This is a genomic window from Sporosarcina newyorkensis (assembly GCF_900167515.1).
Lineage (GTDB): Bacteria > Bacillota > Bacilli > Bacillales_A > Planococcaceae > Sporosarcina > Sporosarcina newyorkensis.
The window spans coordinates 34,492-56,991 of record NZ_FUYJ01000003.1; the positions used below are offsets into that span (position 1 = coordinate 34,492).

Below are 22,500 nucleotides of genomic sequence, written 5' to 3' on the forward strand. Positions count from 1 at the left end.
TTGACTACAGCAAACCAATTGTATAAATTCGCCCGCTTGGGTTTTGTGGCTTCCTTACACAATATGAATCTGCAATAGTTGTCCTAGTTTACAGCAGCAAAGCTGTATGTTCAGTTTACTTCCTTTCCAGCAGACATTCAACCTCAAAGAGAGTCCAAAACAAATTGTCACATCTTTGACGTATTTGACTGGACATCTGCTGGTACTATTCCCTTGGTCAACGATTTACTCCGTGCGCAGACCTTCATGCAGTTCCGGTGTGCTGCGTTCCCATAGTTCCATATTATGCGTTTGCAAGAAGTCCGCTAAAATCTTCTTAGAACGGTCATCCATATCATCCACCATTATATGTCGTTTCATTGATTTATCCATACGATTCACATGATCGGCCAGAACTTTATAGCCACGTCTCTTTTCGCGATTGACGACCATTTCACAAGCTGTGACACCAGCGTAATAAGGCCCTTCCTCGCGGTAATCAATTGTTACCCAAACGAGCCAATACGGTTTTCCGCCTTCTGAATCCTCGCGATTGATCGTAAATTTGATTCCTCGTTCTGTATCACTGCGGGCATGCATTGCCCCCATTTCTACTTGCGCGGTGCCTGCTTCCACATCAATAATCACTGGTGAAATATTTTCTAATGACAAAGATCCGATGCCAAATCCTTTATGGCCATCTGTCGGGTCATTTTTAATAATCGTAAAGCCTAACTTCGGCTTGGAGTTTTGCTCACTCGCCATATAAATCTCCCTCCATCTCTGTTATTATATGTACTATACCTGAATTTTCTGCTAAGGAGGAAGCAAAATGCCATTCGTAACAGTAAAAATGTTCGAAGGTCGCACAGATGAACAAAAACGTGCACTTTGTGAAAAAGTAACCGAAGCTGTAGTCGAAACAACCGGTGCACCTTCTGAAAATGTCGTTGTCTACATCGAAGAAATGCCGAAGAACCATATGTCCAAGGGCGGCGTCAGAGCAAGCGACCAATAAATGATACGTTAAAAGGATTCCCATCTCGAGAATCCTTTTTTTCTTTGTCGATTCAGCTCGCAGAACAAGCTTGTAATTCTTCAATAAACGCGAAAGCTTGATCCATTTCCTGATCTGTAAAATTCAATTTATTTTTCACGATACGCACTTTAGCGATTTGCTCTTCTTTGTCCAACTGATCGAAAAACAACAACGTCGAAACCAATTCAAGAAAACGAGAAGACTTACCATTCAATCGTTCGATACAGACAGGTAACTGCATTCTCGGTTCCTCTGCCGTGCCAAGGAACTTTGACCCTTCATCTGTCACTTGATAGCAATATTGCTTGTATGACCCCTTGTCTTCAAAACGCTCTGCCAGGAAACCCATTTCACATAATTCCTCTACACGCAGCGTCAACTCCTCCGAATACGGTCCGTACATATGGAGCTCGTACTTTTCCGCAAACGGGAAATCCATCTTCTTCAGGATATAAATCATCTTCTGCATTTTCTTGCGGCCATTCACTTCATTCGCCAACGACACAAACTGAACGATTTTTGCATGCTCTTGCAGCAACTCGCGCAACCCCTCTCTTAACCTCGTAACACTTCCAAAATCTCTTCATGCAATAAATTCGACCCATCCATCAAAATGTCTTCGGGATAGTAAATCTTATGGTCTGTCCTTCGTTTACCTGAAATCGCATCGACGACATCGGACATCCGTGACAGTTCCCGCAAATCTCCATTTTTCATTTGCAAATAAATCGGCACGCGCTCATTCTCTTCGCCAGGCCGGTAAAAATCGTAAGGTAAATCGGATGAAGAATCCGTCACTAAATAATACTCCGGATCAAGTCCCGCTTGTTGGAATAATTTCATAAGTTCGCCGATTTTCATATATTGGGAAGCCGGATCGAATTCGGCATATTGAAACAGACGCCGATTGACAAAGCGATCACACAAGTCCGAGAGTATCGGATCTTCCTCTTCCATCCATAGCTGGAAATACGTCAATAACACACTTTCGTCGAGTGCTATGTATTGTTTCAACTTAAATTCCTTCTCGAAGAACGAAATGAAATGTGTGGGCTCTTGAGTAAATGCATACCCTGTTTCGTGCAAATATCTCGCACGATGCAAAATTTTCATCAAAATGACTTCGGCACTGCGGGAAACCGGATGGAAATACACTTGCCAGTACATTTGATAGCGGCTCATGATGTAATCCTCCACTGCATGCATGCCACTCTCTTTAATGACGACCTGTTCCTCTGTCGGCCGCATGACACGTAAAATGCGCTCCATATCGAAATGACCGTAGGAAACGCCTGTATAATAAGCGTCGCGCTGCAGATAGTCCATCCGATCCGCGTCGATCTGGCTGGATATCAAGCTGACGACAAGTTTATCGGGATAGGTTTTGTTGATGACGTCCGCTACTTTTTGCGGAAAGTCAGGTGATACCCGGCTCAGCACTTCGTGTACCTCTGTCTGACCCAATAAAATTTCCTGTGTGAAGTGTTCGTGGTCCAAATTGAACACTTTTTCGAATGCATGAGAAAACGGACCGTGTCCTAAATCATGCAAAAGGGCCGCACAAAGGGTGACGAGTCGTTGTTCTTCATTCCATTCAGCGCGTCCGCTGAAGCCGTCGTCGATGATGCGGCGAACGATTTCATAGACCCCTAGCGAGTGCTGGAAGCGGCTGTGTTCTGCGCCATGGAACACCAAATAAGTCGTGCCGAGTTGGCGGATTCTGCGCAGCCGTTGGAATTCACGCGTGTTGATGACGTCCCAGATTACGCGGTCACGAACGTGTATGTAGCGATGCACCGGGTCTTTGAAGACTTTCTCTTCCGGCAGTTTTTCATTTTCGTACGCCATGTCGTCACCTCATCCTTCATTCTTTCCAGTATAGCAAAAAACGACGAAAGGTGACATAGACTCAATGGCGGATTTTAGATCAATTTCTGTGCGTTGTGTTCCTACAACGTGTAAAAGATTGGTGTGTGGCTGGCAGGAGTGACGTTACTGAATACACTGCGGTGCTGGCGGATGGTGAGTGCAAGCTAATGATATACCTTCTAGCAAAAACATTTTGTGAGACTTGCCAGATACTAATACAAAAATAATGTAACGTCACTGAACACACTTCGGCGCTGGCGGATGGCTCCCGCAATAAGCCAGTCAGGAAGGTCGCCTGCCTGTCTCATCGCTCCGCCTACCGCTTGTAAGGCGCCTTCGTTTGATGAGTAGAAGGAATAGGTAATCTGTTTTTACAAAAGCTAGCTCTGACTACTAAGTAGTTACTCGCACAGGCTTCGAGACAATCAATAAAGTGTTGTCATTGTACACAATTCCGTACTTACGAATGCCGATTTTTTCTATTTTAAATACCACACTCATTTATCCCAACCGCGCCAGCGGAGCCGCAACTGCGGGGTCGGCCGTAGCCATAAGACAGCTAGCACGCCCTTCGCTAGCTGGCTTATGGCGGGAGGCAATCCCCCAGAGGCGCAGCGGTGACAATGTGCAACCCTTTATCTGTCTTGGATATATTAAAAGTTCGAGCGACGAGACAGACTATAACTAAATGATGTTGCTAAACTTACTTCAACGCTTGCAGAAATCATTTTTTCCTTTTAAAACACCACACTCATTTTTCCCCACCACACCAGCGGAGCCGCAACTGCGGGGTCGGCCGTAGCCGTAAGACAGCTAGCACGCCCTTCGCTAGCTGGCTTATGGCGGGTGGCAATCCCCCAGCGGCGAAGCGGTGACAATGTGCTACCCTTTCTATATACGAAGTCCAAAACAAGTCGAGCAACGACCCAAAACCCTCTCAAAACGGCGCTTTCCACTTTTGCACAATACATATTTCATAGAATTTTGTGAGTCTCTGAATAAATGTTTCGTTGTCTGTCCATAATGGCAGTAGAAAGAGAGTACAAGACAGGAGGCATGGAGATGGTGAAAGTTAGACAAGATGCATGGTTGGAGCAAGATGACGAGCTGTTGGCAGAGACGGTGCTTAGACATGTAAGAGAAGGAAGTACGCAATTGAGCGCGTTCGAGGAAGTTGGGGACGCACTAAACAGGACGGCGGCAGCATGTGGCTTTAGATGGAATGCAGTCGTACGAAGAGAATACGAGGGTGAGTTGGCAGAAGCGAAGAAAGAGAGAAAACAGACGCTGCGTGTGCTAGGTACAGATTTTAAAAGACGAAACCAGCAAATGTACAGCTCAGAAGCAGGAGCAGAAGGCCAAGAAAAAATTCAAGTTCCGCTTTCCGCTTTATCGCTTGATACTGTAATCGCGTATTTGATTCGCATGCATCATAACGGCGGTGCCGACACAGACGCACTTCGCTGGAAACAGACGGCAAAAACTGCGACAGAACAGTTAAAAGCAATGGAAGCAGAATTGGATGGATTGAAAAAAGAGAATCGTACATTAAAAGACGATTACGAACAATTCGTCCAAATCATGAATCGTGCGCGCAGACTCATTGCGCTCAACGAAGAAAACGAGCATGTGGCGCCAATCTTCACGATGGAGCCTAATGGCAATCTAGTGTCATCAAAAGAGCCACCAATCAGTCATTGATTGGTAGCTCTTTTTTCTGTTTCAAGACAACATTTTTTTATTCCGATCCCAAACGCGCTGCAAATAAAAACCGTACAAATCGAGTTCTTCATCCGTTAATCCGCCATGCTGTACATCATCGGTCAAGGATCTCAACAACAATTGCAGACGAATGACTACTTCATTAACCGTCAACTGAGTACCGAGAATTTCCGATAGAGACGCCATCACATCCGGCTGGATATCAGGATAACTGAATTTTGTCGGCTGCCCTTGCAATCCGGTTTCATAGATTTCCCGGATCACCTTCGCCCGTTCTACTCCGCTTCCTTCTATGCACAGGTACACTTGCACAGCCACACCTGAGCGCAAACGCCGCTGCGAGATACCGGCGAACTTCTTACCATCGACACTCAAGTCATAAGAGCCAGGACAATACGAACCGACAATTTCATAGGCTTTAATCTGCTCGCCTAATTCAGGGAACAGTAGTTTTACAAAAGCAAGCATTGCCTCATAGCCTACCGGAATATCGATTGCGGACTTTTCCTCAGAAAAAATCAATGAAACATTCAGTACACCTTCGTCGAGTACCACTGCCAGACCGCCAGAATTACGTACGATCGCTTGGTACCCATTCTGTTCAATTCCTTCAATTGCTTGCTGAATAAAAGGCATGCGATGATCTTGTATGCCTAACACAATCGTTCGATCATGCACCCATGTCCGAACGACTGGCACACTTTTCTGCTGGCCTACCAATTGGCACAATGCATCATCCATCGCAAAAGATTCCAGCGCAGATCTACTGCGCGCCGTGATGGATTCGTCAATGAAACGCCAAGCAGATTGATTCAATAAATTTTTATATTGTGACATGTCCAGTTCTCCCACTGTTGTTCATCTAATATGTATGTAGACGTTTCACAATCTTGGCTTTTGCGGTTTATAAGCTTTGCGCTGCTGTAATAAGTGATAATTTGTAAACATCTTCCGCAGAACAGCCGCGTGACAGATCATTTACAGGCCCATTCAAGCCTTGCAATATCGGTCCGATCGCTTCATATCCACCTAAACGTTCCGTCAACTTATATCCGATATTTCCCGCATCCAATGTCGGGAAGATAAAGACATTCGCATCGCCTTTAATAACGGATTCCGGTGCTTTCTTCGCCGCCACACTTGGAACATAAGCCGCGTCAAATTGGAATTCACCGTCAATCAGCAATTCAGGTGCCATTTCTTGTGCAATCTTCGCCGCTTCAACCACTTTTTCAGTTTCTTCCGTCACGGCAGAACCTTTTGTCGAGAAGGATAGCATCGCAACTCGTGGATCGATACCGAATGCTTTTGCGGTTTTTGTACTTTCCACTGCAATTTCAGCCAATTCATTCGCTGAAGGATTCACTGTGATTGCACAATCTGCGAAAATTAAACGCTGTTCTTCCTTCATCATAATGAACGCGCCGCTTGTCTTCGTTATACCAGGTTTCGTTTTAATGATTTGCAAAGCCGGGCGTACCGTATCCGCTGTCGAATGGGCTGCACCACTCACTAAGCCGTCTACACGTCCTGTATAGATTAACATAGTTCCAAAATAGTTTACATCCTTCACTTGCTCACGTGCTTGCTCAAGCGTTGCTTTCCCGCCGCGGCGCTCCATGAACTTTTCGACCAGCTCATCAAAATAGGAAGCGCTTGCAGGATTGATTAGCTCTACTTCGCTAATGTCGAAACCGCCTTCTTCTGCCGCTTTCCCAACCGCCTCTTCATCGCCCAGTAATAACGGTTTCACGATACCTTCTTGTTGAAGATGTACAGCTGCTTCAAGTATCCTAACGTCTTCCCCTTCCGGCAATACAATTGTCTTTCCCTTTCCTTCCAATCGCTCTCGAATTCCATCAAAAAGATCTGCCATGTGTAAGCCCCACTTTCTGTTATATTTTCCTATTCATCATACCTGAATTAATTGTAGAATTCACTACTACTTACGAAAATTTCAGACATTTTTGTGTGCAGGCACAATTTTGTCATACCTTCGGAGTTACCACCATCTTAATTCTTACTGTCTAAAGTCTGTTTATGCTACACTTGAATGAGAAAACATTTTGTAGTTAAAGGAGACTGAATTCAAGTGAATGAAGCAGCAATTACATTAGACGGTTGGTATGTACTTCATGATTTTCGAACAATGGACTGGGCTTCTTGGAAGTTAATTTCAAAAGAAGAACGTCAAGCAGCAGTCAATGAATTCTTAGCCTATTTGGAGCGTCTGCAACAGGCAGATGAAGCGAAAACAGGCAGTCACGCGTTTTATACAGTCGTTGGGCAAAAAGCCGATTTCATGCTCATGACACTACGTCCGACAATGGATGAATTACAGCAGCTTGAAGCAGAATTCAATAAACTAACGATTGCAGATTACACAATCCCGGCTTACTCTTACGTATCAGTTGTAGAGTTATCAAATTACCTAGCTGGCGAATCAGATGAAGACCCGTATCAAAATCCATATGTGCGCGGCCGTTTGTATCCTGAACTGCCACGCAGTCAATATGTATGTTTCTACCCGATGGATAAGAAACGCGAAGGCGACGATAACTGGTACATGCTCAATATGGATGATCGCAAAAGCTTAATGCGCAGCCATGGCATGATCGGTCGCGGCTACGCTGGAAAAGTGAAGCAAATCATTTCCGGTTCTGTCGGTTTTGACGATTACGAATGGGGCGTCACACTATTCTCCGATGACGTGCTGCAATTCAAGAAACTAGTCTATGAAATGCGTTTTGACGAAGTGAGCGCGCGTTACGGCGTGTTTGGTTCATTCTTTATCGGCACGATTCTAGAAGATGACAAACGAGCTGCATTTTTTGAAGTGAAATAAGAGAGCATTCAGGGCTGTCCGGAACATCATTGCAAAATGATGCCCTGGGCAGCTTTTGTTCTTTTATTACCTCACTTGTCTGTCCACGATCATAAAGCCGCACCAAGCCGCTCATAAAGCTGTTTGCCCCTCTCGCGTCTGATGACTAACCCCTTTCTGTCGACTGGAATCGAGCATAACCCAATACACTAGAAATCCCCGTCCAATTTTTTTGTCATGCCTAGCTTCTTCCGTACATAGGATACAAGCAAGGGGGTTTTGCTTTGGCTGTCATCGCGACAAATGCAAAAGGAATCGATTTGCTCGCTCGTTTAATGCGTGCGGAAGCGGAAGGCGAAGGTGAATTGGGGATGCTCATGGTTGGAAACGTTGGTGTCAATCGTGTGCGTGCCAATTGTCTGGATTTTAAAGGCATTCGTTCGCTCAATGATATGGTATACCAACGACCTGGAGGGTTCGAGGCCACTACGAAAAGTTATTTTTATCAGCGTGTGCGGGAACGTGATCGCAAACTAGCGAAACGCACGATCGATGGAGAACGTTTCCACCCAGCCCAACGCTCCCTGTGGTTTTTCATGCCAACCGGAGACTGCCCAGTCCAATGGTACAACCAGTGGAATACCGGTCGCTACAAATCGCACTGTTTCTACTCCCCGACGGAACAAGACTGCCCACTCATTTAGAGAAAGGATGTTGAAATGGTTCAATATTATTGGAATCCCGGCTATGGTCAACAACAAATGATGCCGCCACAAGTGACCATCCCAAGCGGCAGACCAAACACGCCTCCATTCAGAGAGGAATCGTACATCGAAAATATTTTGAGGTTAAACAGAGGGAAACCTGGAGTCTTTCATTTTTCATTCGAGAATGCCGTAAATGCTGGCGAGAATACAATAGCCGTCAACGGATTGGTCGAGGCGGCCGGACGAGATCACGTGATCCTCAGTGAGACGAACACGGGACGCCGTTACTTATTCCCAATGATCTACTTTGATTATGCAGAATTCGATGAGGAATTGAATTACTTTGATCAAACACCGTAAGTCCATGTGAAAACAACCGCTCATTGCATATGCAATGAGCGGTTGTTTTCATAGTGAAGAAAAACTTCAGTTTCCAAACTTAATTGCAGCTAAAATCAGCATGATCCAGCCAACTATGAACGCCACGCCGCCAATTGGCGTGATTGCACCTAAAATACCGACTCCCGATAAGCTAAGCGCGTAAAGACTGCCTGAAAAAATGATAATACCTGCAAGCAGTAAATAACCAGCCCATGTTAATTGGGTTGATGGTCCAAGCAATGCGCTGCTCATCAAAATGCCCACTGCCAGCAATCCGATGGCATGAAACATTTGATACTGAACCGCAGTTTCCCAAACGGCCAAATAATGTTCAGATAGACGATCTTTCAAAGCGTGGGCACCAAACGCCCCGAAAGCCACTGCGATGGCGGCATTGATGGCCCCTGCTATAATAAAAAATGGCATGATAATTCCTTCTTTCTCGCAACTTGTCAATAACGTACTATACTATATTCTACCATATTCATTCAAAAATCAAACAACGACTCCCCATTTGCGTCTTCTTCACGCAGTGGTTGTTCTTGTAATGTGGAAATCATCTTGATTGTTGAAGGCGCGCTATCAAAAGATGCTACAGGAATAGTGGGTGTGTTAATAGCTGATGCATTGTCGCTCAGCAGTACATTACATAATGCCCGCACAGCATAGACCGCTTCTCTGCGCGTTTGTTCATTTGCCGCATGTTTAGCCAAACGGACTTGCTGCTCCATTTCCTTCAGCAGTTGGTCAGATGAAATCATCGGAATCTCGCTCCCTTTTTCGGTTCAAACTTCAAGCACTCCATACCTGACGAGCGCTTGACAACGATAGATGGCAACATTTTGGTCTTAAATCCATATGCTTTACAACCTCGCGGATTCGCTGGGTCCCATGTCGTGTAGAAATATTGACACTCAAAGCAGTTGACCGCCATTATACCACTTCCTTTCTATCTGTTTAACTGTTCTGCTGATGTTTTGGACCAATCAATCGGTTGGTCCCCCCATTTCCGCAAATAGTCATTCGCCTGAGAAAACGGCCGGCTGCCGAAAAATCCGCGTGCTGCGCTGAATGGGCTTGGATGTACGGATTCAATGATCGCATGCCGCCTGCGGTTGATCAAAGCCTTTTTTTCTTGTGCATGTCGACCCCATAAAATGAAGACAATCGGTTCCCTGCGCAGAGACAATTTACGGATCACTTCATCTGTAAACAGTTCCCACCCCTTCCCGCGATGAGAAGCAGCTGCGCCTTCACGCACCGTCAATGCTGTATTTAACAAAAGTACGCCTTGTTTAGCCCAACCTGTCAACGTGCCGCTGTCAGGGATAGGAACGCCGATATCCGTTGACAACTCCTTGAAAATGTTGCGAAGACTAGGTGGAACCTTAACGCCAGGCTGGACAGAGAAACTCAACCCTTGTGCTTGATTCGGACCATGATAAGGATCTTGCCCTAATATGACGACGCGAACGTCATGATAGGATGTTAACTCAAAAGCGGTCCACATATCTTGCATTTGCGGATAAATAACATGTGTAGCATATTCCGATTGCAAAAATTTCCGTAGCGTTTGATAATACGGCTTATTAAACTCATCCTTCAGCACCGTATCCCAATCATTGTGGAATTTAGGTTGCATCTGCATCACTCCTCAAATTCAATCTCCAACTCATAACCCGCGAATGAAAACATATCTTTCAATGTTTTCTCAGCATTGCGCTCAGCCGTCTGTAGGACGCCTTGTTCAGATGCTTCTTCCAGGATCAAGTTCTTCGCCTCGTTAGCAAGTTCGTATCCTTCTTCTATATCCGCTTTTCCGCGAAATAATCCTGCTACCGAATAAACTTCTACTTGGTCGAAGAAGATTTCTGCTCCTCCAAGAAATTCAGCTGCCGGTACAGTTAAACGAGCTGTCTTCTCGTTTTCATCTATTTTCAAATTATTTTCAGTTATGCCACTGAGGTCAATCCCTGCTTTTACAGATCCGGGGATGACGACCAGTAGATTTCTTTTTGTGCCCGGTAAGTTGACGCCGATGCTTTGACCGAATAATTCATTGTCAGTGCGTTCTACCAATACTTTCGTGTAAGCTTCGGCTGTCGTCAGTTCTTGCAGTTCTTGTACCTGTTCGACGAAAGCACCTTTTTGTTCGGTAAAAGTGGAGCCAAGTTTTATTAGATAGAAGCCGGCGATCGGCAGGATAATGATAGCGGCAACGAGCAGTAGGATGAGGGAGAGGTAGGTTTTTCTCCAAGAGGACCATAGAGTTAGTCCCAGTTTCCAGAATCCTGTTTTGCGCTTGCGTTTAGGCTTCTTTATTTCATCGACCGTGACGGCTGATTGAGCTTCCGCCAGTTCGATTTCTTTTTTCTGTCGCCCAGATGAATCATGCTTGCTCATGGTTCACGACCTTTCTTTATAATAAAGTGAGATTGGACATCAGGCGTGTTGATTAACCAATATTTCACATGATTTTTTTGTGGCCTGTACATTGAAATGCAACTCGCGAGTTATCATCTAGTGAGCGTGGCAGTGGTGTATCCGTGGGGATTTGCGCTCCAGACGGTACGCTTTCCGGAGGGCGTGGCTTGAGCCTCCTCGTCCGCTGCGCTCCCTGCGGGGTCTCAAGACACACGCTGATCCTCTCGGAGTCGACCGTCTTCCGCTCCAATCTCTAAATTGCGTATATCAGCCAATTTGATTTCCGTTTAAAATCCGTTAAAACAACTGGTGCTTTTTAAGTGCTGGAATTCTTCTTTTTTACGAATGAACTCCTTTTCACTCTCTAATTCCCAGACAATAATCATCGCCTTCCAGAACAAAAAGTTGGGGATTTTCCTGGAAGGCGGGGCGACTCTGGGAGGATCAGCGTGACGGGTGAGACCGCCAGGGAGCTTGCGACGGCGGACTCACCGCGCGCCCTCCAGAACACGTCCCCGACTGGAGGGCAAATCCCGAGGACTACACCTTTCTCCTCATTATTTCTTCCTTTTTTCCAAAACAGCACACGAATTAGTTGGCTGAATGCGAAGTGAATAGCTTATAAATTGGCTAATCAACACGCCTGATAGAGCATCTCACTAGCAGACAAAATACCTGATAAATCTACAACTATTTGTACGTTTCACAAGGTAATAAGTTTCATTGGCTGCTAATGTAATTCTATGGAATTTCATGTAATCGGGAGGTTTAGCGATAGGCTTCATTTAAATAAGTTTAGGAAAATTGCACTCGGATTTTTTGTGAGCCATCTAATCGCATTCAAACGAGACTTTCTATATACTGATACTAGATGGACTGCAGACAAATCATTGCACATAATTTGTGCAGTCATTTGTCTGCAGTTCGTGAATGACCGCGCTACATAGGAGGATGGGTATGCAAACTGTTGAAGTAAATCATTTGCAGGAGTTACTGGACTCCTTTGCTAATAAGGACGTATACATTCATTTGGAGACGACAAATGGATCGTATGCTTCTCATTTTCAAGAAGGTTTTTTTAATGCGGGGGCCTTTATCCGCAATATCGTGATTCGCTACGAACTTGGAAAAGTTGCGGGCGACTCCCCTCACCGCATCGGACTAAAATTGCCGAGTGGCTGGATTTACGCACAAGGTATCACACATTATACGATGGATGAGCATGATCGTTTATTAATGGCGGGTCTGGGACCTGACGGCAAACTTGCCGTTGCGCTTGAGATTAGCGAAACGCCATTTGCTTATTAAGAAGGGAGATTTTTTGATGTTGCAGAAAGAACGACATGTATTGGTCATTTTCCCTCACCCTGACGATGAAGCGTTTGGCGTGTCGGGAACGATTTCAAAATATATTGAGATGGGCGTGCCTGTTACATATGCCTGTCTGACACTCGGTGAAATGGGGCGGAATTTAGGGAACCCTCCATTTGCCAACCGCGAAACGCTGCCGCAAGTCCGCAAGCAAGAATTATTGGATGCTTGTGCGGCTATGGGACTGACGGATTTGCGGATGATGGGATTACGTGACAAAACGGTTGAATTCGAGGATCCTGAAAAACTGATCAAGATGATGACCGATTTGATTGAGGAATTAAACCCTTCTCTCGTTATCACATTCCACCCTCAATTAGCTGTGCATCCGGATCACAATGCTACAGGTCTGGCTGTCGTGGATGCTGTGAGGCGGATTCCTGAAGCGAAGCGCCCTACGTTATATGTCAAGGCGTTCGACAATGATACGGTCGAGAAAATCGGTGAACCAGACGTAATTCACCATACTGCTGATATGCGGGAAAAGAAAATCGCTACTTTGCGAGCGCATGCTTCCCAAACTATTTGGATGCTTCCCGATATGGAAAAGCGTTGGGCTGAAGATGATGAAGAAGCACTCGATTGGCTTCACAACGAAGCCTTTTATACGTATAAATTCGACTAAAAAAACCGCAGAAGTTCTGCGGTTTTTTTGCAATGAGATGGATTACAGAAGTAGCATTGGCGCGGTAGTATCGTGGATTGGTTCGGTGCCTGTCGTTTTTGGTTCGGCATGGGGCAATTTTGGTGCGTTCGCAGATTCATTTCGCTCGCTAATCTGCTCGATTGGTGCGGTGGTATAAATATTTGGTGCGTTACTTTCATGGAATATGTTAATTCCCATCCATCGCTTTAATCAGCGCATAAAGACTTTTTAATTTTCCCTCAAACTCTTCAATGTTTAACGTACGGTCCATCTGTACTCTGGCGCTGTTCTGTGCTTTCATGGCTGTTTGCATATAGCCTCCAGCGTCTGCGATCTTCTCTTGATAACGATAGCGGATATCTTCAATTTCTTTCTCAATCTTCTCATCCTCTGCGCATAACGAAACGATATCCACTAATTCGTCGCGAGGACTTTCGGCATCATAGGCATGCGGTTTTGTTGCATCGAAAAGACAAATGGACAGCTCAGGGAATAGGACCAGATCGATACTCGCCGGATCAAGACCACACCAGCCGTAGAGCACATCTATTCCCCTTTTTTCTGCCTCTTCGCCAAGCGCGCGCATCATCGTCGACTTCCCTGTACCTGGTAAACCTTTGATCAGCAATCGACGCCGCATTCGCTTCGTAATCGACGGTATGAAATCGTGCGCCTTGCCAGCGGATAATGAGCCCACGATACGATGGGATATATGCGCTTCTTTTGCCAGTTCAATCGTTCCGAAAATTTCATCCTTCAATTCTTCCGTTATTTCTGTGAGGCGTTCCCAATCCATTCGTTGAATATTGGCCACTTCCCACTCATCATGGATCGCTTTTGCTTCTCTCAGTGCAACCAAAGACTTTTCAAAGCTGCTTTTTCCCTCTTTCAGCAAATTGCCCACTTCACCGTGCTGTTGGAAAAGGTGTTCTTGATGGTAGACATCATAAAAGCAGAATACTTTATGACGCCCGCCTAAATCCACCGGTTCAAATGAAATTGGATGAGATGCTTGCAAGATTAATAAACTTAATTCTTTTACAAAGATCGCATCCGTTTTATCCACATGTCCCGGATTCATGAAACGATCTACGGCATGGCCTCTTTTAACAAAATAGATAGCTAAATCATTCAATGCTTGGGATAAGGAGTGGGTAGGCAGACATTTCAGGAAAATGGTCTTCCTGGATTCCTCCATAAGCTCCCCGTACTTATGCACGATGCCTTCTCCTGTATACGCCGTTCCCATGTATTCTGTAATATGCCCGTATATGCTAACCATCCTTTCTTTCGTCCTTTCATTCTATGTTTAAGCATAAAAAAAAAGCACAGCGTCTCCGCTTATGCTCCTTTGTAATGCCATAATACTTTTTCGTCCTCTTGATCTGTTATCTTCAATAATATCTCACGGCACTGTGGCAGGGCGATTTGTATGAGCTGTCCGCAAAACAGTACGACCAGCAGCGTACCGACCCCAACCGGACCACCAAGTAAAAAGCCAACCAATGTCACTGTCGCTTCGATTCCTGAACGCACCAATCGAAGACTCCAGCCAAATTTCTCGACGAATAATAACATTAAACTGTCCCGCGGTCCCGCTCCAAGATTTGGAGAGACATAGATCCCTACGCCATATGACAGAACCAATACACCTAGCACAAAACTAATGATTTGCGCAGTCAGTGACGTCAGATCGGGCAATAGCCAATTGAAAAAGTCGATAAATAACCCAATCATCATCATATTTAACCAAGTTCCCCATCTAGGCCACTGTCTAAGAACCAATGAGGTAACCGTAACAATTATAAATCCTGTGATGATACTCCAAGAACCGATCGTCAAACCAATATTTTGGAACAGCCCAACATGCAAAACATCCCAAGGACCGATTCCGAGACGCTGTCCTTTTATTGTAAGTGATATACCAAGAGACATGATCATCATTCCACCGATGAAGAAAATCCATCTCCAAGCTAATAAATTGCGCATATACATTCTTCTTTCCTTAGTTGTTACAATCTCTCTCTATCTATTGTAACAGAAAAGCCCCGATATGTTACTTCAATCTTTGACCACATTCACAAACTGGGCCCTTGTCACTTGCGCTAAGTCACTCGGAGTAAGTTTCATCTGCAAGCCGACTTTACCGGCGCTGACATACAGGTAGTCAAGGATTTGTGCCTGCTGGTCAATAAATGTCGGGAATTCCTTTTTCATGCCGACTGGTGAGCAGCCCCCTTTTACGTAGCCTGTTTCTTTCGTTAGCTCTTTCATCGGCAGCATGTCTATTTTTTTGAAGCCGGCTGCTTTTGCGGCTTTTTTCAAGTCAAGTTCGTCGGATACTGGAATGATGAATACGAGCAAGTCTGTTTTGCTAGCCATGGCGACAAGTGTTTTGTAGACGTGTTCCGCAGGTTCGTTGGTTTTACTCGCTACGGAAAGTCCGTCGTTGTGACCGTCTGCTATTTCATAGCTGCGAGTTTCATATTGAATCTGTTCACTTTCAATAATGCGGATTGCATTGGTTTTGATAGATTTGTTTTTCTTTGCCAAGTTCTCGTCTCCTTTTTCGCATAAATCAGCTTTAACACCGTTGATTTCTGTTCCAGATGGGCGCTTTCTGTGAGGCTTGGGATGAGCCCACTGGATTCGCCCACCTTCGACCCCAATCAACTAGAGACGCTGTAAATCCAAAAAGCCCATTTCACTAAGTTTTAGCAAAATAGGCTCCAGTTTAGACATAGCTTTTCAATAACAATGACACAACCGGTTTTTCCAATCAAACACTGATATTCATGGCTGGCGATTCAATTTGGTAGTGGTTGATTTTCGCCTGGTTTTGGAGACTGTAGGCGGAGAATGCGTTGTCGTAACGTTTTTGGATGTGATCCGCTCCTGTGTCGGTCATGACTTCTAAAGGCGTAAACACAGCATTCGAGGCTGACATTTGGTCGCGAATAGTTTTAGCACGGTTGTGCAAGGCCAGTTGCAGTTCTGCCTGGGCAATTTTTGCTGAAGCCTTACTGCCGAGTTGGTAATCTGCTGTCGTAGGTTCTGGCACAGAATATGCTTCTCTTCGAACATCACGCCATAGGTCAATTGTTTCTTCTAAATTGTTTCCAAGCGGGATGGCAATATTCTTTACTTGGCCGGCATCAAGTTTTTGGAATCTCGATTTTTCTTCCGACGCTTGTTCTACAGGTTCTTGTACTCCGCGTAACAGCGCTTCTAGATCTTCTTTTGTTTTATTTGTGTGTTCGCGAAACTCGGATTGCCGTTCATAGGCATTTTCAGCATTCCTTCTGCGGACTGCATCGTATCGTTGCAGTTGTTCGGCAGCGCTTGCAAATCCCATTACAGCATTCATAGCATTCACCTCCGTTTTAAAATTTTCGTTCAGGATTTTTACTTACTATTTTACGCAAAGTCATTTAATTAACCAATCCACCTAAAGAACGCATTCTTAATTATCAATTATTTCATACTGACTTGACATAGTCTTTTTTATTCTGAATCATTCTCATCCAACAGGTTAAAATTACTAGTCTTTGCAGTTTTCATTTCGGGTAGATACCCTTATAAATGGAAAGACAAACCTGCTATATATATCGAAATAAATAACTTACGATCAAAGTAAAACGTTAAATCCGTTGATTTCCGTTGCAGGTGAACGCTTTCCACGGAGCTCGCGGTGAGCTAATCCCGCAGGAAAAGCCGTAACGTAAAACGGCTTTTACGATCAAAAGCATAGTGTTGAAAGCATATCTTTGAATGATCATTAATTTGATATCAGCTGTAAATTTAGTCATTAAAAAACTGCACCTCCAATTGTTAGATTGTGTCTAACAATTGGGGTGCAGTTCAGTTAGGCGTACTTTTTAACATTCTACCAAGGAAGCATCACTCAGCAGTCTTACTGATTTTTGGCGGAGCTTCTCCTGGGATAGCAGGTTTTTCATTCGTCGGTTCTTCTGAAAACTTAGTTTCAACCATCTCTTTTTTGACGTTGGATTTGCCGTCTTTTCCTTCAAGACGATCAATCGTCCGTTCGATCGTTTTATTCGGTGTGGATAACGTGACGATGGTATCTCCAGTTTGTGCTTGCAACTCTTTCTCTGCAGTGTAAAACTCGAGCTCACCATCAGCCCGCATGATATACAGTAAAATGGATTGGTCATCCCTCTCCCGCAAGTACTGCGTGTAACTGTATTGATTCGTTAATAACGTTTTACGGAAAACAAAGCCTGAGGTCATGCGCTCTTCTAATTCGTTGATCGATAAATTGGGTGTGAACAGAAACTGGCCGGTCGTTAAATTGAACTGCTGTCCTGCACTGCGTTTATGCGTGGACGTTTGGAACAGTAAGTCACGCCCGAGATCTGGAGTGAAGTCTGCGCATACATGAGAATTGTAGACGTCCACTTTAGTCATTGCCAATATATACCGATACGGCGTCAAGTCCAAATGGTAGCCGGTATGCTCCGATAAAATATCTCCCATATAGGTCGGGAGACCGATTTTTCGGGCATTGGACAAGCCGCCCCAAGAATCTTCGACAACCAGCACTTGGTGTTCCGCCTCCTGAATGTTCTTGGCAAGTTCCGCTACGAAACGAGAACTTCCGATGAGCACAACGCCAGATTCTTCCGGTGTCGTCAAGTTCAACTTCTTGGCTAACCAGCCAATTGAAAAACCGTGCACGACAACAGTAGAAAATACGAGCGCAAATGTCAACGCCGTCAGTAGTTCGGCATCCTCGTAGCCGTTATCCAGCAAAATGGTCGCAAAATAACCGGACACCGTTAAGGCGACAATTCCTCTAGGAGCAATCCAACCGATCAGTGTCCGCTCCCGATTCGTTAGATCCGTACCGATCGTTGACAACCAAATCGATAGTGGTCGGACAATAAATAACATTGCCAGTACATAAAGCACGATCTTCGGATTCAAAATTTCAATTAAAATATGCGGATCAAGGGAGGCGGTCAACATGACGAAAATTCCGGAGATGAGCAATACGGAGATATTCTCTTTGAAATGCCGGATATCCTGCAAGGTCGTCAGTCGCATATTCGCCATCGTCATCCCCATTGCTGTTACAGCCAGCAAGCCCGTCTCGTGCATAATTTCATCAGAAAGCACAAAGACAAACAGCACGAGGCCGAATAAAATCGGTGCTTTTAAATATTCTGGAATCCTGCCTTTTTCAAACGCTGATCCTAACAAGCGGCTCGTTCCCCATCCAAGGAAGACCGAAAATAGTGAAGCTCCGACGAAGAGCATCATCGCTTTTGCTGTCACTTCATCATTGATAAATTTTATAGTTTCAAATGCGAAAACAGCAAGTAACGCACCAAATGGATCTACTACAATACCTTCCCATTTCAAAATCGCTGCAGGACGCGGTTTCAACCGGGCCTGCCTGAGTAAAGGCAAAATGACAGTAGGACCCGTGACGATGAACAAACCACCGATAATGAAGGCCACTTCCCACGAAAGTCCCGCGATATAATGCGCTGCCAATGAGCCTGCAATCCAGGCAATGAATGCGCCAATCGTTACGATTCGCGCAACCGGCCGCCCAAACCCTTTAATTTCCTTAAAGTCCAGATTCAAACTGCCTTCAAATAAAATAATAGCAACTGCAAATGTAATGATCGGTCCGTACAAGTCACCCATCGATTGCTGGGGATTGATCCATCCGAAAATCGGTCCGACCAGCAAACCGGCAATCGCCATAACTACAATTGCAGGCATCCTTGTACGCCATGCCACCCACTGGGACCCTACACCAATCAATACGACAAACATTAAATCCATCAACAATGAATTAAACATGCAAGGGTCTCCTCCTTCCTTATCTAGCAAGTAAATTCCACCGTTCCCCATTGTAATAAACTCTTTTCCATTTTCATAGGCTAAGAGGAACGTAGCAGGTTCAGAAAGGGTGGTTCCAATCGAACAACAAGTCAAAAAAAAAATTGCGATGTATCTCTCTATAACAGACGGAAAAGGAAGTTATCCTCTCCGACGTGCAGCCTCGTTGGCAAGCATCTTGAAAACTGAAGCAGAAGTCTTCTTTCTGCATGATCGAGAAACAGCAGTTCCTGAAGGTGATTTTGCTTGTTATCCAGTGGAAGGGCCTTCTTCCCTCATTCAGCTTATAACCCATCTGCAACCCGACCTTTTAATTCGAGACAGCGGTGTTAGCCATAAAGAAGAAGTGTCCAAGCTTCAAGATTTAGTCCCTAGTCTGCTGCACTTCGACGATTTTGGCGAAGGAGGACATCTTGCGGATTTAGTCATCCAAACATTATATGCAGAAACACATGAGCCGCTCCCAGACCATTACATCGTCGGCCATGAAATGTTTGCAGCAGACGCTTCACTCAAGCCGCACCACCAGGCGGGATTGAAGGAAAAGCCTTTCGCCTCTTCACCGCATCTCGTCATTTCATTTGGAGACGAGGATCCTGGTAACCTGACCTATCGCGCGTTGAGACATATTAAGCAATTACAAATCCCTCTGCACGTCTCTGTTTTAATTGGCTCAAATTATACTCATGACGTCAGTGAAATTCAAATGATGGCTCTCAGCCGCAGAAATACGAAAGTTCTTCGGTCACCTGACAATCGGGCAGAAATTTATTCGCAGGCAGATATGATTTTATGCGATGCCTGCTATACCCCTTATGAAGTCGCAACAATCGGTGTACCTTGTATTGTCCTTGCCCAAAACGAGTTCGAATCAAACCTGGGCTTCCCTACAGAGAGCCACGGCTTCATCCATCTCGGGCTCGGTCGTAAGGTGACACAGTCAAATTTGCTGAATGCCATCATGGAGCCGTTATTGCATGAGGCACGGAGAGAACGAGCTGTGAAGCGGCAACTTCAGTTGAATGTAGGCAATGGCGAGGAGAAAATCGTGGAGGCGATCCGCTATTTATTGGAGTTTCCAAAACGGACAAGATCAGGATATGTTACACTAAGGGAAAATGGTAGATAGGAGTTTTCCCAATGACTAAAAACCAAATCGAACAAGAGATTGCACAACTCAAAATGGACTACATCGGTTTGCAAGGCGATATCGAAAAACTAGAATCCACAGGTCACAGCAAGATGATCGAAAACGCGGAACGCCGACTAGCCGGCATGGAAGACCGCTTAGCTGAGTTGAACAAGCAGCTGGCTGAAGCAACAGAGTAAAACACCAAGGGGCTGTTCAAACTTTCTGAACAGCCTTTTTCGTTGCCGACAATCATGAATAACCCATTTGCGATCATAAACTCTAGTCAGCCGCTCATAACCAACCTCCTTGCGCTCATACTCCCTCTTCAAGCAATCATAACAGCACGGAACTCGCTCATAAAACCACTGCGCGCGCTCATACACGTACTTTTTCAGCTAAAAAAAGCTCACATAAAGTGAGCTTTAAGCCATAACATATTCCGTTGCTGCTTGGTCCTGCACTAATAGTTCCTTCAAATACTTCTTTGCACGGAACAAACGTGACTTCACCGTGCCGATGGACACTTTCATGATACCGGCAATTTCGACTAATGAATATTGATTGACGTAGAAATACTCGATAGTCTTACGGTAGATACCGTCCAGCTGTCCGATCTTCTGCTGAACCAACATTTGAATATCATTTTGTTCAATCAATTCCACAGGAGTTTTTGCATCACTGGGAACCAAATCTAGAAGCGGAACGTCTAATGTATCAGGCTGGTTCATCACGTACTGGCTGTGTCGTACATTTTTTCGGTAGCGATCTCGGAATGTATTCATACAAATCGTTGTCAACCAAGCTTTCATGCGATTGACTTCGTTCATTTCACCACTGTATCGAACCACTTTCACCCAAACATCTTGCATGAGATCTTCTGCTTCTTCTTTATTTCGAGTCAATTTAAGACATAAATGATATAAGTATCGGCCATATTCTTCATATAATGCGTTTAAGTCAGTATTCATAATAAGTACCTCCGTTTGAACTGGTACCTTTATTATGTCAGACATCTACATTACTAACTATTGCTTTCTCTTTCAGCAACCTTACATTTCTGTAAGGTTGCTTTATCTTTATTCAGCAGAAGACTCCCACCTTTATAGGTGGTAAGATGAATGCAGTTTTTTTCCTGTTCAGAGGGTGTTCAAACGCCTGTTGAACAAAGATAAAGCCTCCGGCGGATGTCACTTAAGCTTCGATTAACTCTTCTTGTTCTTTTGGTTCCTCGCGTTTCGTGATCCGCAAACGCAGAATACGCGTCCTGTCCATCTCTTCAATCTCAAATACTAAAGAGTCGAAAGTGAACTGCTCGCCTTTTTCGGGGATATGTCCAATTTCCGAAAATACAAAACCACCAATCGTTTCATGGTCGGTCGGCAACTCGACATCAAGCAACTCGATCACATCTTCAATCCCGAGACGTCCTTGGCACACCAGACAGTTTTCATCCTTTTCAAAGACCATTGACTCTTCTTCAACGTCCGTTTCGTCTTCTATATCCTGTCCAATCATCTCTTCAATAATATCTTCCTGCGTGACGATCCCCAGTGTTCCGCCGTATTCATCCAGCACGATGGCCATATGCTTTTTCTGTGTCAGCATGCGTTTGAATACCAATTCCACACTCGCTGTCTGCACGACAAATAAAGGTTCATGGTCAATCATTTCTGAGAACTTCTTCTCGGGATACATCGACCATTCAATCAACATTTTCGAATAAAAAATACCGACAACCTTGTCGATACTTTCCTCATATACCGGATAGCGTGTATAAAAATACTGCAGTACAACATCTCGAACGTCTTCATATGTGGAATCCATCGATAAAGAAATGACATCCGTCCGATGGGTTTCCATCACATCCATCACATCTTTTTCACGAAAGTCCAGAACACCTTTCAAACGAATCGATTCATCCTGACCGAACGTTCCTTCAGTAGATGCGATATCTACCATAGAACGTACGTCTTCCTTCGTAAGCGTCGCTTCTGTTACAGCCCCTTTAGAAATCAGTCGAACGAAGAAATTGGTAAACAGGGCCAGTATTGCAGTCAATGGAATGAGTAATTTAACGAGAAATGTAATGGGCGGTGCAACGACATAAGCGATTCGATCCGCGAAAGTAGCAGCGATCGTTTTCGGCAGCACTTCACCGAATATAATCAGAACCACCGTCAGTATTCCCGTCATGATCCCAACACTCAAGCCTTTATCAATTGCGATCATCGTTACGATTGTGGGCATCAAAATGTTCGCGATATTATTGCCGATTAATATGGCCGTAATCATCCGATCCGGCTTTGAAATTAATTGCCGTAATTTAATTGATTTCTTATCCCCTTGATCTGCACGCAGCTGAATCTTCATGCGATTCACAGCAGTCAAAGCGGTTTCACTTCCCGATAAAAAGAAGGACAAAAACAAACAAAGTCCTAATGCAATAAACAATTGCGTCTCCCCCAGCATCTTCTTCATTAAGCTTAGTTAATAAAATATGATATTCCCTAAATTTCTCAACTTCTTATT

General features: G+C 44.6%; 26 protein-coding genes. 9 read left to right on the forward strand and 17 right to left on the reverse strand.

What is annotated here, in order from left to right; translation table 11 throughout:
* Positions 1–225: 225 nt before the first annotated feature.
* Positions 226–744, reverse strand: coding sequence for a YwhD family protein (locus B5D59_RS06880; protein WP_078817392.1), 519 nt, complete (start codon positions 742–744; stop codon positions 226–228).
* A 67-nt stretch (positions 745–811) separates the two neighbouring features.
* On the opposite strand from B5D59_RS06880, the gene B5D59_RS06885 reads away from it, so the two are divergent.
* Positions 812–997, forward strand: a complete 186-nt coding sequence (locus B5D59_RS06885; RefSeq protein WP_078817393.1) for a 2-hydroxymuconate tautomerase — start codon at positions 812–814, stop codon at positions 995–997.
* A 52-nt stretch (positions 998–1,049) separates the two neighbouring features.
* On the opposite strand, the gene B5D59_RS06890 is transcribed toward B5D59_RS06885, so the two are convergent.
* Both B5D59_RS06890 and B5D59_RS06895 read right to left on the reverse strand, forming a co-directional pair.
* Complete coding sequence (locus B5D59_RS06890; RefSeq protein ID WP_078817394.1) at positions 1,050–1,556, reverse strand: YwgA family protein; 507 nt, start codon at positions 1,554–1,556, stop codon at positions 1,050–1,052.
* A 17-nt stretch (positions 1,557–1,573) separates the two neighbouring features.
* Entirely contained in the window at positions 1,574–2,866 is a 1,293-nt protein-coding gene (locus tag B5D59_RS06895) for an HD domain-containing protein (protein ID WP_078817395.1), read from the reverse strand.
* Positions 2,867–3,949: 1,083 nt separating this feature from the next.
* Between B5D59_RS06895 and B5D59_RS06900 the strand changes: the two genes are divergently transcribed.
* The gene (locus B5D59_RS06900) at positions 3,950–4,588 is read left to right on the forward strand and encodes an RsfA family transcriptional regulator (protein WP_078817396.1); all 639 of its coding nucleotides are present in this window, start codon (positions 3,950–3,952) and stop codon (positions 4,586–4,588) included.
* A 21-nt stretch (positions 4,589–4,609) separates the two neighbouring features.
* Here B5D59_RS06900 and lipL read toward each other — a convergent pair whose 3' ends face one another.
* Together lipL and pta are read right to left on the reverse strand one after the other, a co-directional pair.
* Positions 4,610–5,446, reverse strand: a complete 837-nt coding sequence (gene lipL, locus B5D59_RS06905; protein ID WP_078817397.1) for an octanoyl-[GcvH]:protein N-octanoyltransferase — start codon at positions 5,444–5,446, stop codon at positions 4,610–4,612.
* Positions 5,447–5,513: 67 nt separating this feature from the next.
* A complete protein-coding gene (gene pta / locus B5D59_RS06910) occupies positions 5,514–6,485 on the reverse strand; it encodes a phosphate acetyltransferase (RefSeq protein WP_078817398.1) in 972 nt (323 codons plus the stop codon).
* Between the two features lie 216 nt (positions 6,486–6,701).
* Between pta and hemQ the strand changes: the two genes are divergently transcribed.
* From hemQ to gerQ, 3 genes are all read left to right on the forward strand, one after another.
* Positions 6,702–7,454 (forward strand): hydrogen peroxide-dependent heme synthase, encoded by a 753-nt coding sequence (gene hemQ, locus B5D59_RS06915; RefSeq protein WP_078817399.1) that lies wholly within the window; start codon positions 6,702–6,704, stop codon positions 7,452–7,454.
* A 263-nt stretch (positions 7,455–7,717) separates the two neighbouring features.
* Positions 7,718–8,137, forward strand: a complete 420-nt coding sequence (locus B5D59_RS06920; protein ID WP_078817400.1) for a cell wall hydrolase — start codon at positions 7,718–7,720, stop codon at positions 8,135–8,137.
* Between the two features lie 15 nt (positions 8,138–8,152).
* Positions 8,153–8,500, forward strand: a complete 348-nt coding sequence (gene gerQ, locus B5D59_RS06925) for a spore coat protein GerQ (RefSeq protein ID WP_078817401.1) — start codon at positions 8,153–8,155, stop codon at positions 8,498–8,500.
* Positions 8,501–8,566: 66 nt separating this feature from the next.
* Here the strand turns inward: gerQ and B5D59_RS06930 are convergent, their stop codons facing one another.
* From B5D59_RS06930 to B5D59_RS06950, 5 genes are all read right to left on the reverse strand, one after another.
* Positions 8,567–8,947, reverse strand: coding sequence for a DUF423 domain-containing protein (locus tag B5D59_RS06930; protein ID WP_078817402.1), 381 nt, complete (start codon positions 8,945–8,947; stop codon positions 8,567–8,569).
* 62 nt (positions 8,948–9,009) lie between these two features.
* Positions 9,010–9,282 (reverse strand): YwdI family protein, encoded by a 273-nt coding sequence (locus B5D59_RS06935; protein WP_078817403.1) that lies wholly within the window; start codon positions 9,280–9,282, stop codon positions 9,010–9,012.
* The gene (locus tag B5D59_RS18445; protein WP_078817404.1) at positions 9,279–9,455 is read right to left on the reverse strand and encodes a uracil-DNA glycosylase; all 177 of its coding nucleotides are present in this window, start codon (positions 9,453–9,455) and stop codon (positions 9,279–9,281) included. The genes B5D59_RS06935 and B5D59_RS18445 overlap by 4 nt, the downstream gene beginning before the upstream one ends.
* A 15-nt stretch (positions 9,456–9,470) precedes the next feature.
* Positions 9,471–10,169 (reverse strand): uracil-DNA glycosylase, encoded by a 699-nt coding sequence (locus B5D59_RS06945; protein ID WP_078817405.1) that lies wholly within the window; start codon positions 10,167–10,169, stop codon positions 9,471–9,473.
* Positions 10,169–10,924 (reverse strand): DUF4230 domain-containing protein, encoded by a 756-nt coding sequence (locus tag B5D59_RS06950; RefSeq protein WP_078817406.1) that lies wholly within the window; start codon positions 10,922–10,924, stop codon positions 10,169–10,171. The genes B5D59_RS06945 and B5D59_RS06950 overlap by 1 nt, the downstream gene beginning before the upstream one ends.
* Before the next feature lie 978 nt (positions 10,925–11,902).
* Between B5D59_RS06950 and B5D59_RS06955 the strand changes: the two genes are divergently transcribed.
* Together B5D59_RS06955 and bshB2 are read left to right on the forward strand one after the other, a co-directional pair.
* Positions 11,903–12,253, forward strand: coding sequence for a YojF family protein (locus B5D59_RS06955; RefSeq protein ID WP_040758534.1), 351 nt, complete (start codon positions 11,903–11,905; stop codon positions 12,251–12,253).
* 13 nt (positions 12,254–12,266) lie between these two features.
* Positions 12,267–12,941, forward strand: a complete 675-nt coding sequence (gene bshB2, locus B5D59_RS06960) for a bacillithiol biosynthesis deacetylase BshB2 (protein WP_078817407.1) — start codon at positions 12,267–12,269, stop codon at positions 12,939–12,941.
* Between the two features lie 208 nt (positions 12,942–13,149).
* On the opposite strand, the gene B5D59_RS06965 is transcribed toward bshB2, so the two are convergent.
* The 5 genes from B5D59_RS06965 to B5D59_RS06985 form a co-directional block, all read right to left on the reverse strand.
* Complete coding sequence (locus B5D59_RS06965) at positions 13,150–14,244, reverse strand: hypothetical protein (RefSeq protein WP_009766275.1); 1,095 nt, start codon at positions 14,242–14,244, stop codon at positions 13,150–13,152.
* A 59-nt stretch (positions 14,245–14,303) separates the two neighbouring features.
* Positions 14,304–14,951, reverse strand: a complete 648-nt coding sequence (locus tag B5D59_RS06970; RefSeq protein WP_040758537.1) for a YczE/YyaS/YitT family protein — start codon at positions 14,949–14,951, stop codon at positions 14,304–14,306.
* Between the two features lie 72 nt (positions 14,952–15,023).
* Positions 15,024–15,515, reverse strand: coding sequence for a Cys-tRNA(Pro) deacylase (ybaK, locus tag B5D59_RS06975; RefSeq protein ID WP_078817408.1), 492 nt, complete (start codon positions 15,513–15,515; stop codon positions 15,024–15,026).
* A gap of 226 nt (positions 15,516–15,741) precedes the next feature.
* Positions 15,742–16,329: a hypothetical protein gene (locus B5D59_RS06980; protein ID WP_009766278.1), complete on the reverse strand. Its 588-nt coding sequence runs from the start codon at positions 16,327–16,329 to the stop codon at positions 15,742–15,744.
* Between the two features lie 533 nt (positions 16,330–16,862).
* Positions 16,863–18,800, reverse strand: a complete 1,938-nt coding sequence (locus B5D59_RS06985; protein ID WP_078817409.1) for a cation:proton antiporter — start codon at positions 18,798–18,800, stop codon at positions 16,863–16,865.
* Positions 18,801–18,909: 109 nt separating this feature from the next.
* Here B5D59_RS06985 and B5D59_RS06990 point away from each other — a divergent pair, with 109 nt between their 5' ends.
* On the forward strand, positions 18,910–19,968 hold the full coding sequence (locus tag B5D59_RS06990) for a CMP-N-acetylneuraminic acid synthetase (protein WP_009766280.1): 1,059 nt from the start codon (positions 18,910–18,912) through the stop codon (positions 19,966–19,968).
* Between the two features lie 11 nt (positions 19,969–19,979).
* The gene (locus tag B5D59_RS06995) at positions 19,980–20,168 is read left to right on the forward strand and encodes an SE1832 family protein (protein ID WP_009766281.1); all 189 of its coding nucleotides are present in this window, start codon (positions 19,980–19,982) and stop codon (positions 20,166–20,168) included.
* Between the two features lie 225 nt (positions 20,169–20,393).
* Here B5D59_RS06995 and B5D59_RS07000 read toward each other — a convergent pair whose 3' ends face one another.
* Positions 20,394–20,939, reverse strand: coding sequence for an RNA polymerase sigma factor (locus B5D59_RS07000; protein WP_040758544.1), 546 nt, complete (start codon positions 20,937–20,939; stop codon positions 20,394–20,396).
* Positions 20,940–21,162: 223 nt separating this feature from the next.
* The gene (locus B5D59_RS07005) at positions 21,163–22,422 is read right to left on the reverse strand and encodes a hemolysin family protein (protein WP_040758547.1); all 1,260 of its coding nucleotides are present in this window, start codon (positions 22,420–22,422) and stop codon (positions 21,163–21,165) included.
* Positions 22,423–22,500: the final 78 nt, after the last annotated feature.

Excerpts from the sequence above, each read along its gene's own strand:
- B5D59_RS06985 (WP_078817409.1), bottom strand. The coding sequence starts at position 18,800 with ATGTTTAATTCATTGTTGATGGATTTAATGTTTGTCGTATTGATTGGT.
- B5D59_RS06885 (WP_078817393.1), top strand. The coding sequence starts at position 812 with ATGCCATTCGTAACAGTAAAAATGTTCGAAGGTCGCACAGATGAACAA.
- B5D59_RS06970 (WP_040758537.1), bottom strand. The coding sequence starts at position 14,951 with ATGCGCAATTTATTAGCTTGGAGATGGATTTTCTTCATCGGTGGAATG.
- lipL (WP_078817397.1), bottom strand. The coding sequence starts at position 5,446 with ATGTCACAATATAAAAATTTATTGAATCAATCTGCTTGGCGTTTCATT.
- B5D59_RS06955 (WP_040758534.1), top strand. The coding sequence starts at position 11,903 with ATGCAAACTGTTGAAGTAAATCATTTGCAGGAGTTACTGGACTCCTTT.
- pta (WP_078817398.1), bottom strand. The coding sequence starts at position 6,485 with ATGGCAGATCTTTTTGATGGAATTCGAGAGCGATTGGAAGGAAAGGGA.
- B5D59_RS06980 (WP_009766278.1), bottom strand. The coding sequence starts at position 16,329 with ATGAATGCTGTAATGGGATTTGCAAGCGCTGCCGAACAACTGCAACGA.
- B5D59_RS06900 (WP_078817396.1), top strand. The coding sequence starts at position 3,950 with ATGGTGAAAGTTAGACAAGATGCATGGTTGGAGCAAGATGACGAGCTG.
- B5D59_RS06895 (WP_078817395.1), bottom strand. The coding sequence starts at position 2,866 with ATGGCGTACGAAAATGAAAAACTGCCGGAAGAGAAAGTCTTCAAAGAC.
- B5D59_RS18445 (WP_078817404.1), bottom strand. The coding sequence starts at position 9,455 with ATGGCGGTCAACTGCTTTGAGTGTCAATATTTCTACACGACATGGGAC.
- B5D59_RS06965 (WP_009766275.1), bottom strand. The coding sequence starts at position 14,244 with ATGGTTAGCATATACGGGCATATTACAGAATACATGGGAACGGCGTAT.
- B5D59_RS06945 (WP_078817405.1), bottom strand. The coding sequence starts at position 10,169 with ATGCAGATGCAACCTAAATTCCACAATGATTGGGATACGGTGCTGAAG.
- B5D59_RS06930 (WP_078817402.1), bottom strand. The coding sequence starts at position 8,947 with ATGCCATTTTTTATTATAGCAGGGGCCATCAATGCCGCCATCGCAGTG.
- gerQ (WP_078817401.1), top strand. The coding sequence starts at position 8,153 with ATGGTTCAATATTATTGGAATCCCGGCTATGGTCAACAACAAATGATG.
- B5D59_RS06950 (WP_078817406.1), bottom strand. The coding sequence starts at position 10,924 with ATGAGCAAGCATGATTCATCTGGGCGACAGAAAAAAGAAATCGAACTG.
- B5D59_RS07000 (WP_040758544.1), bottom strand. The coding sequence starts at position 20,939 with ATGAATACTGACTTAAACGCATTATATGAAGAATATGGCCGATACTTA.
- B5D59_RS06935 (WP_078817403.1), bottom strand. The coding sequence starts at position 9,282 with ATGATTTCATCTGACCAACTGCTGAAGGAAATGGAGCAGCAAGTCCGT.
- B5D59_RS06995 (WP_009766281.1), top strand. The coding sequence starts at position 19,980 with ATGACTAAAAACCAAATCGAACAAGAGATTGCACAACTCAAAATGGAC.
- B5D59_RS06880 (WP_078817392.1), bottom strand. The coding sequence starts at position 744 with ATGGCGAGTGAGCAAAACTCCAAGCCGAAGTTAGGCTTTACGATTATT.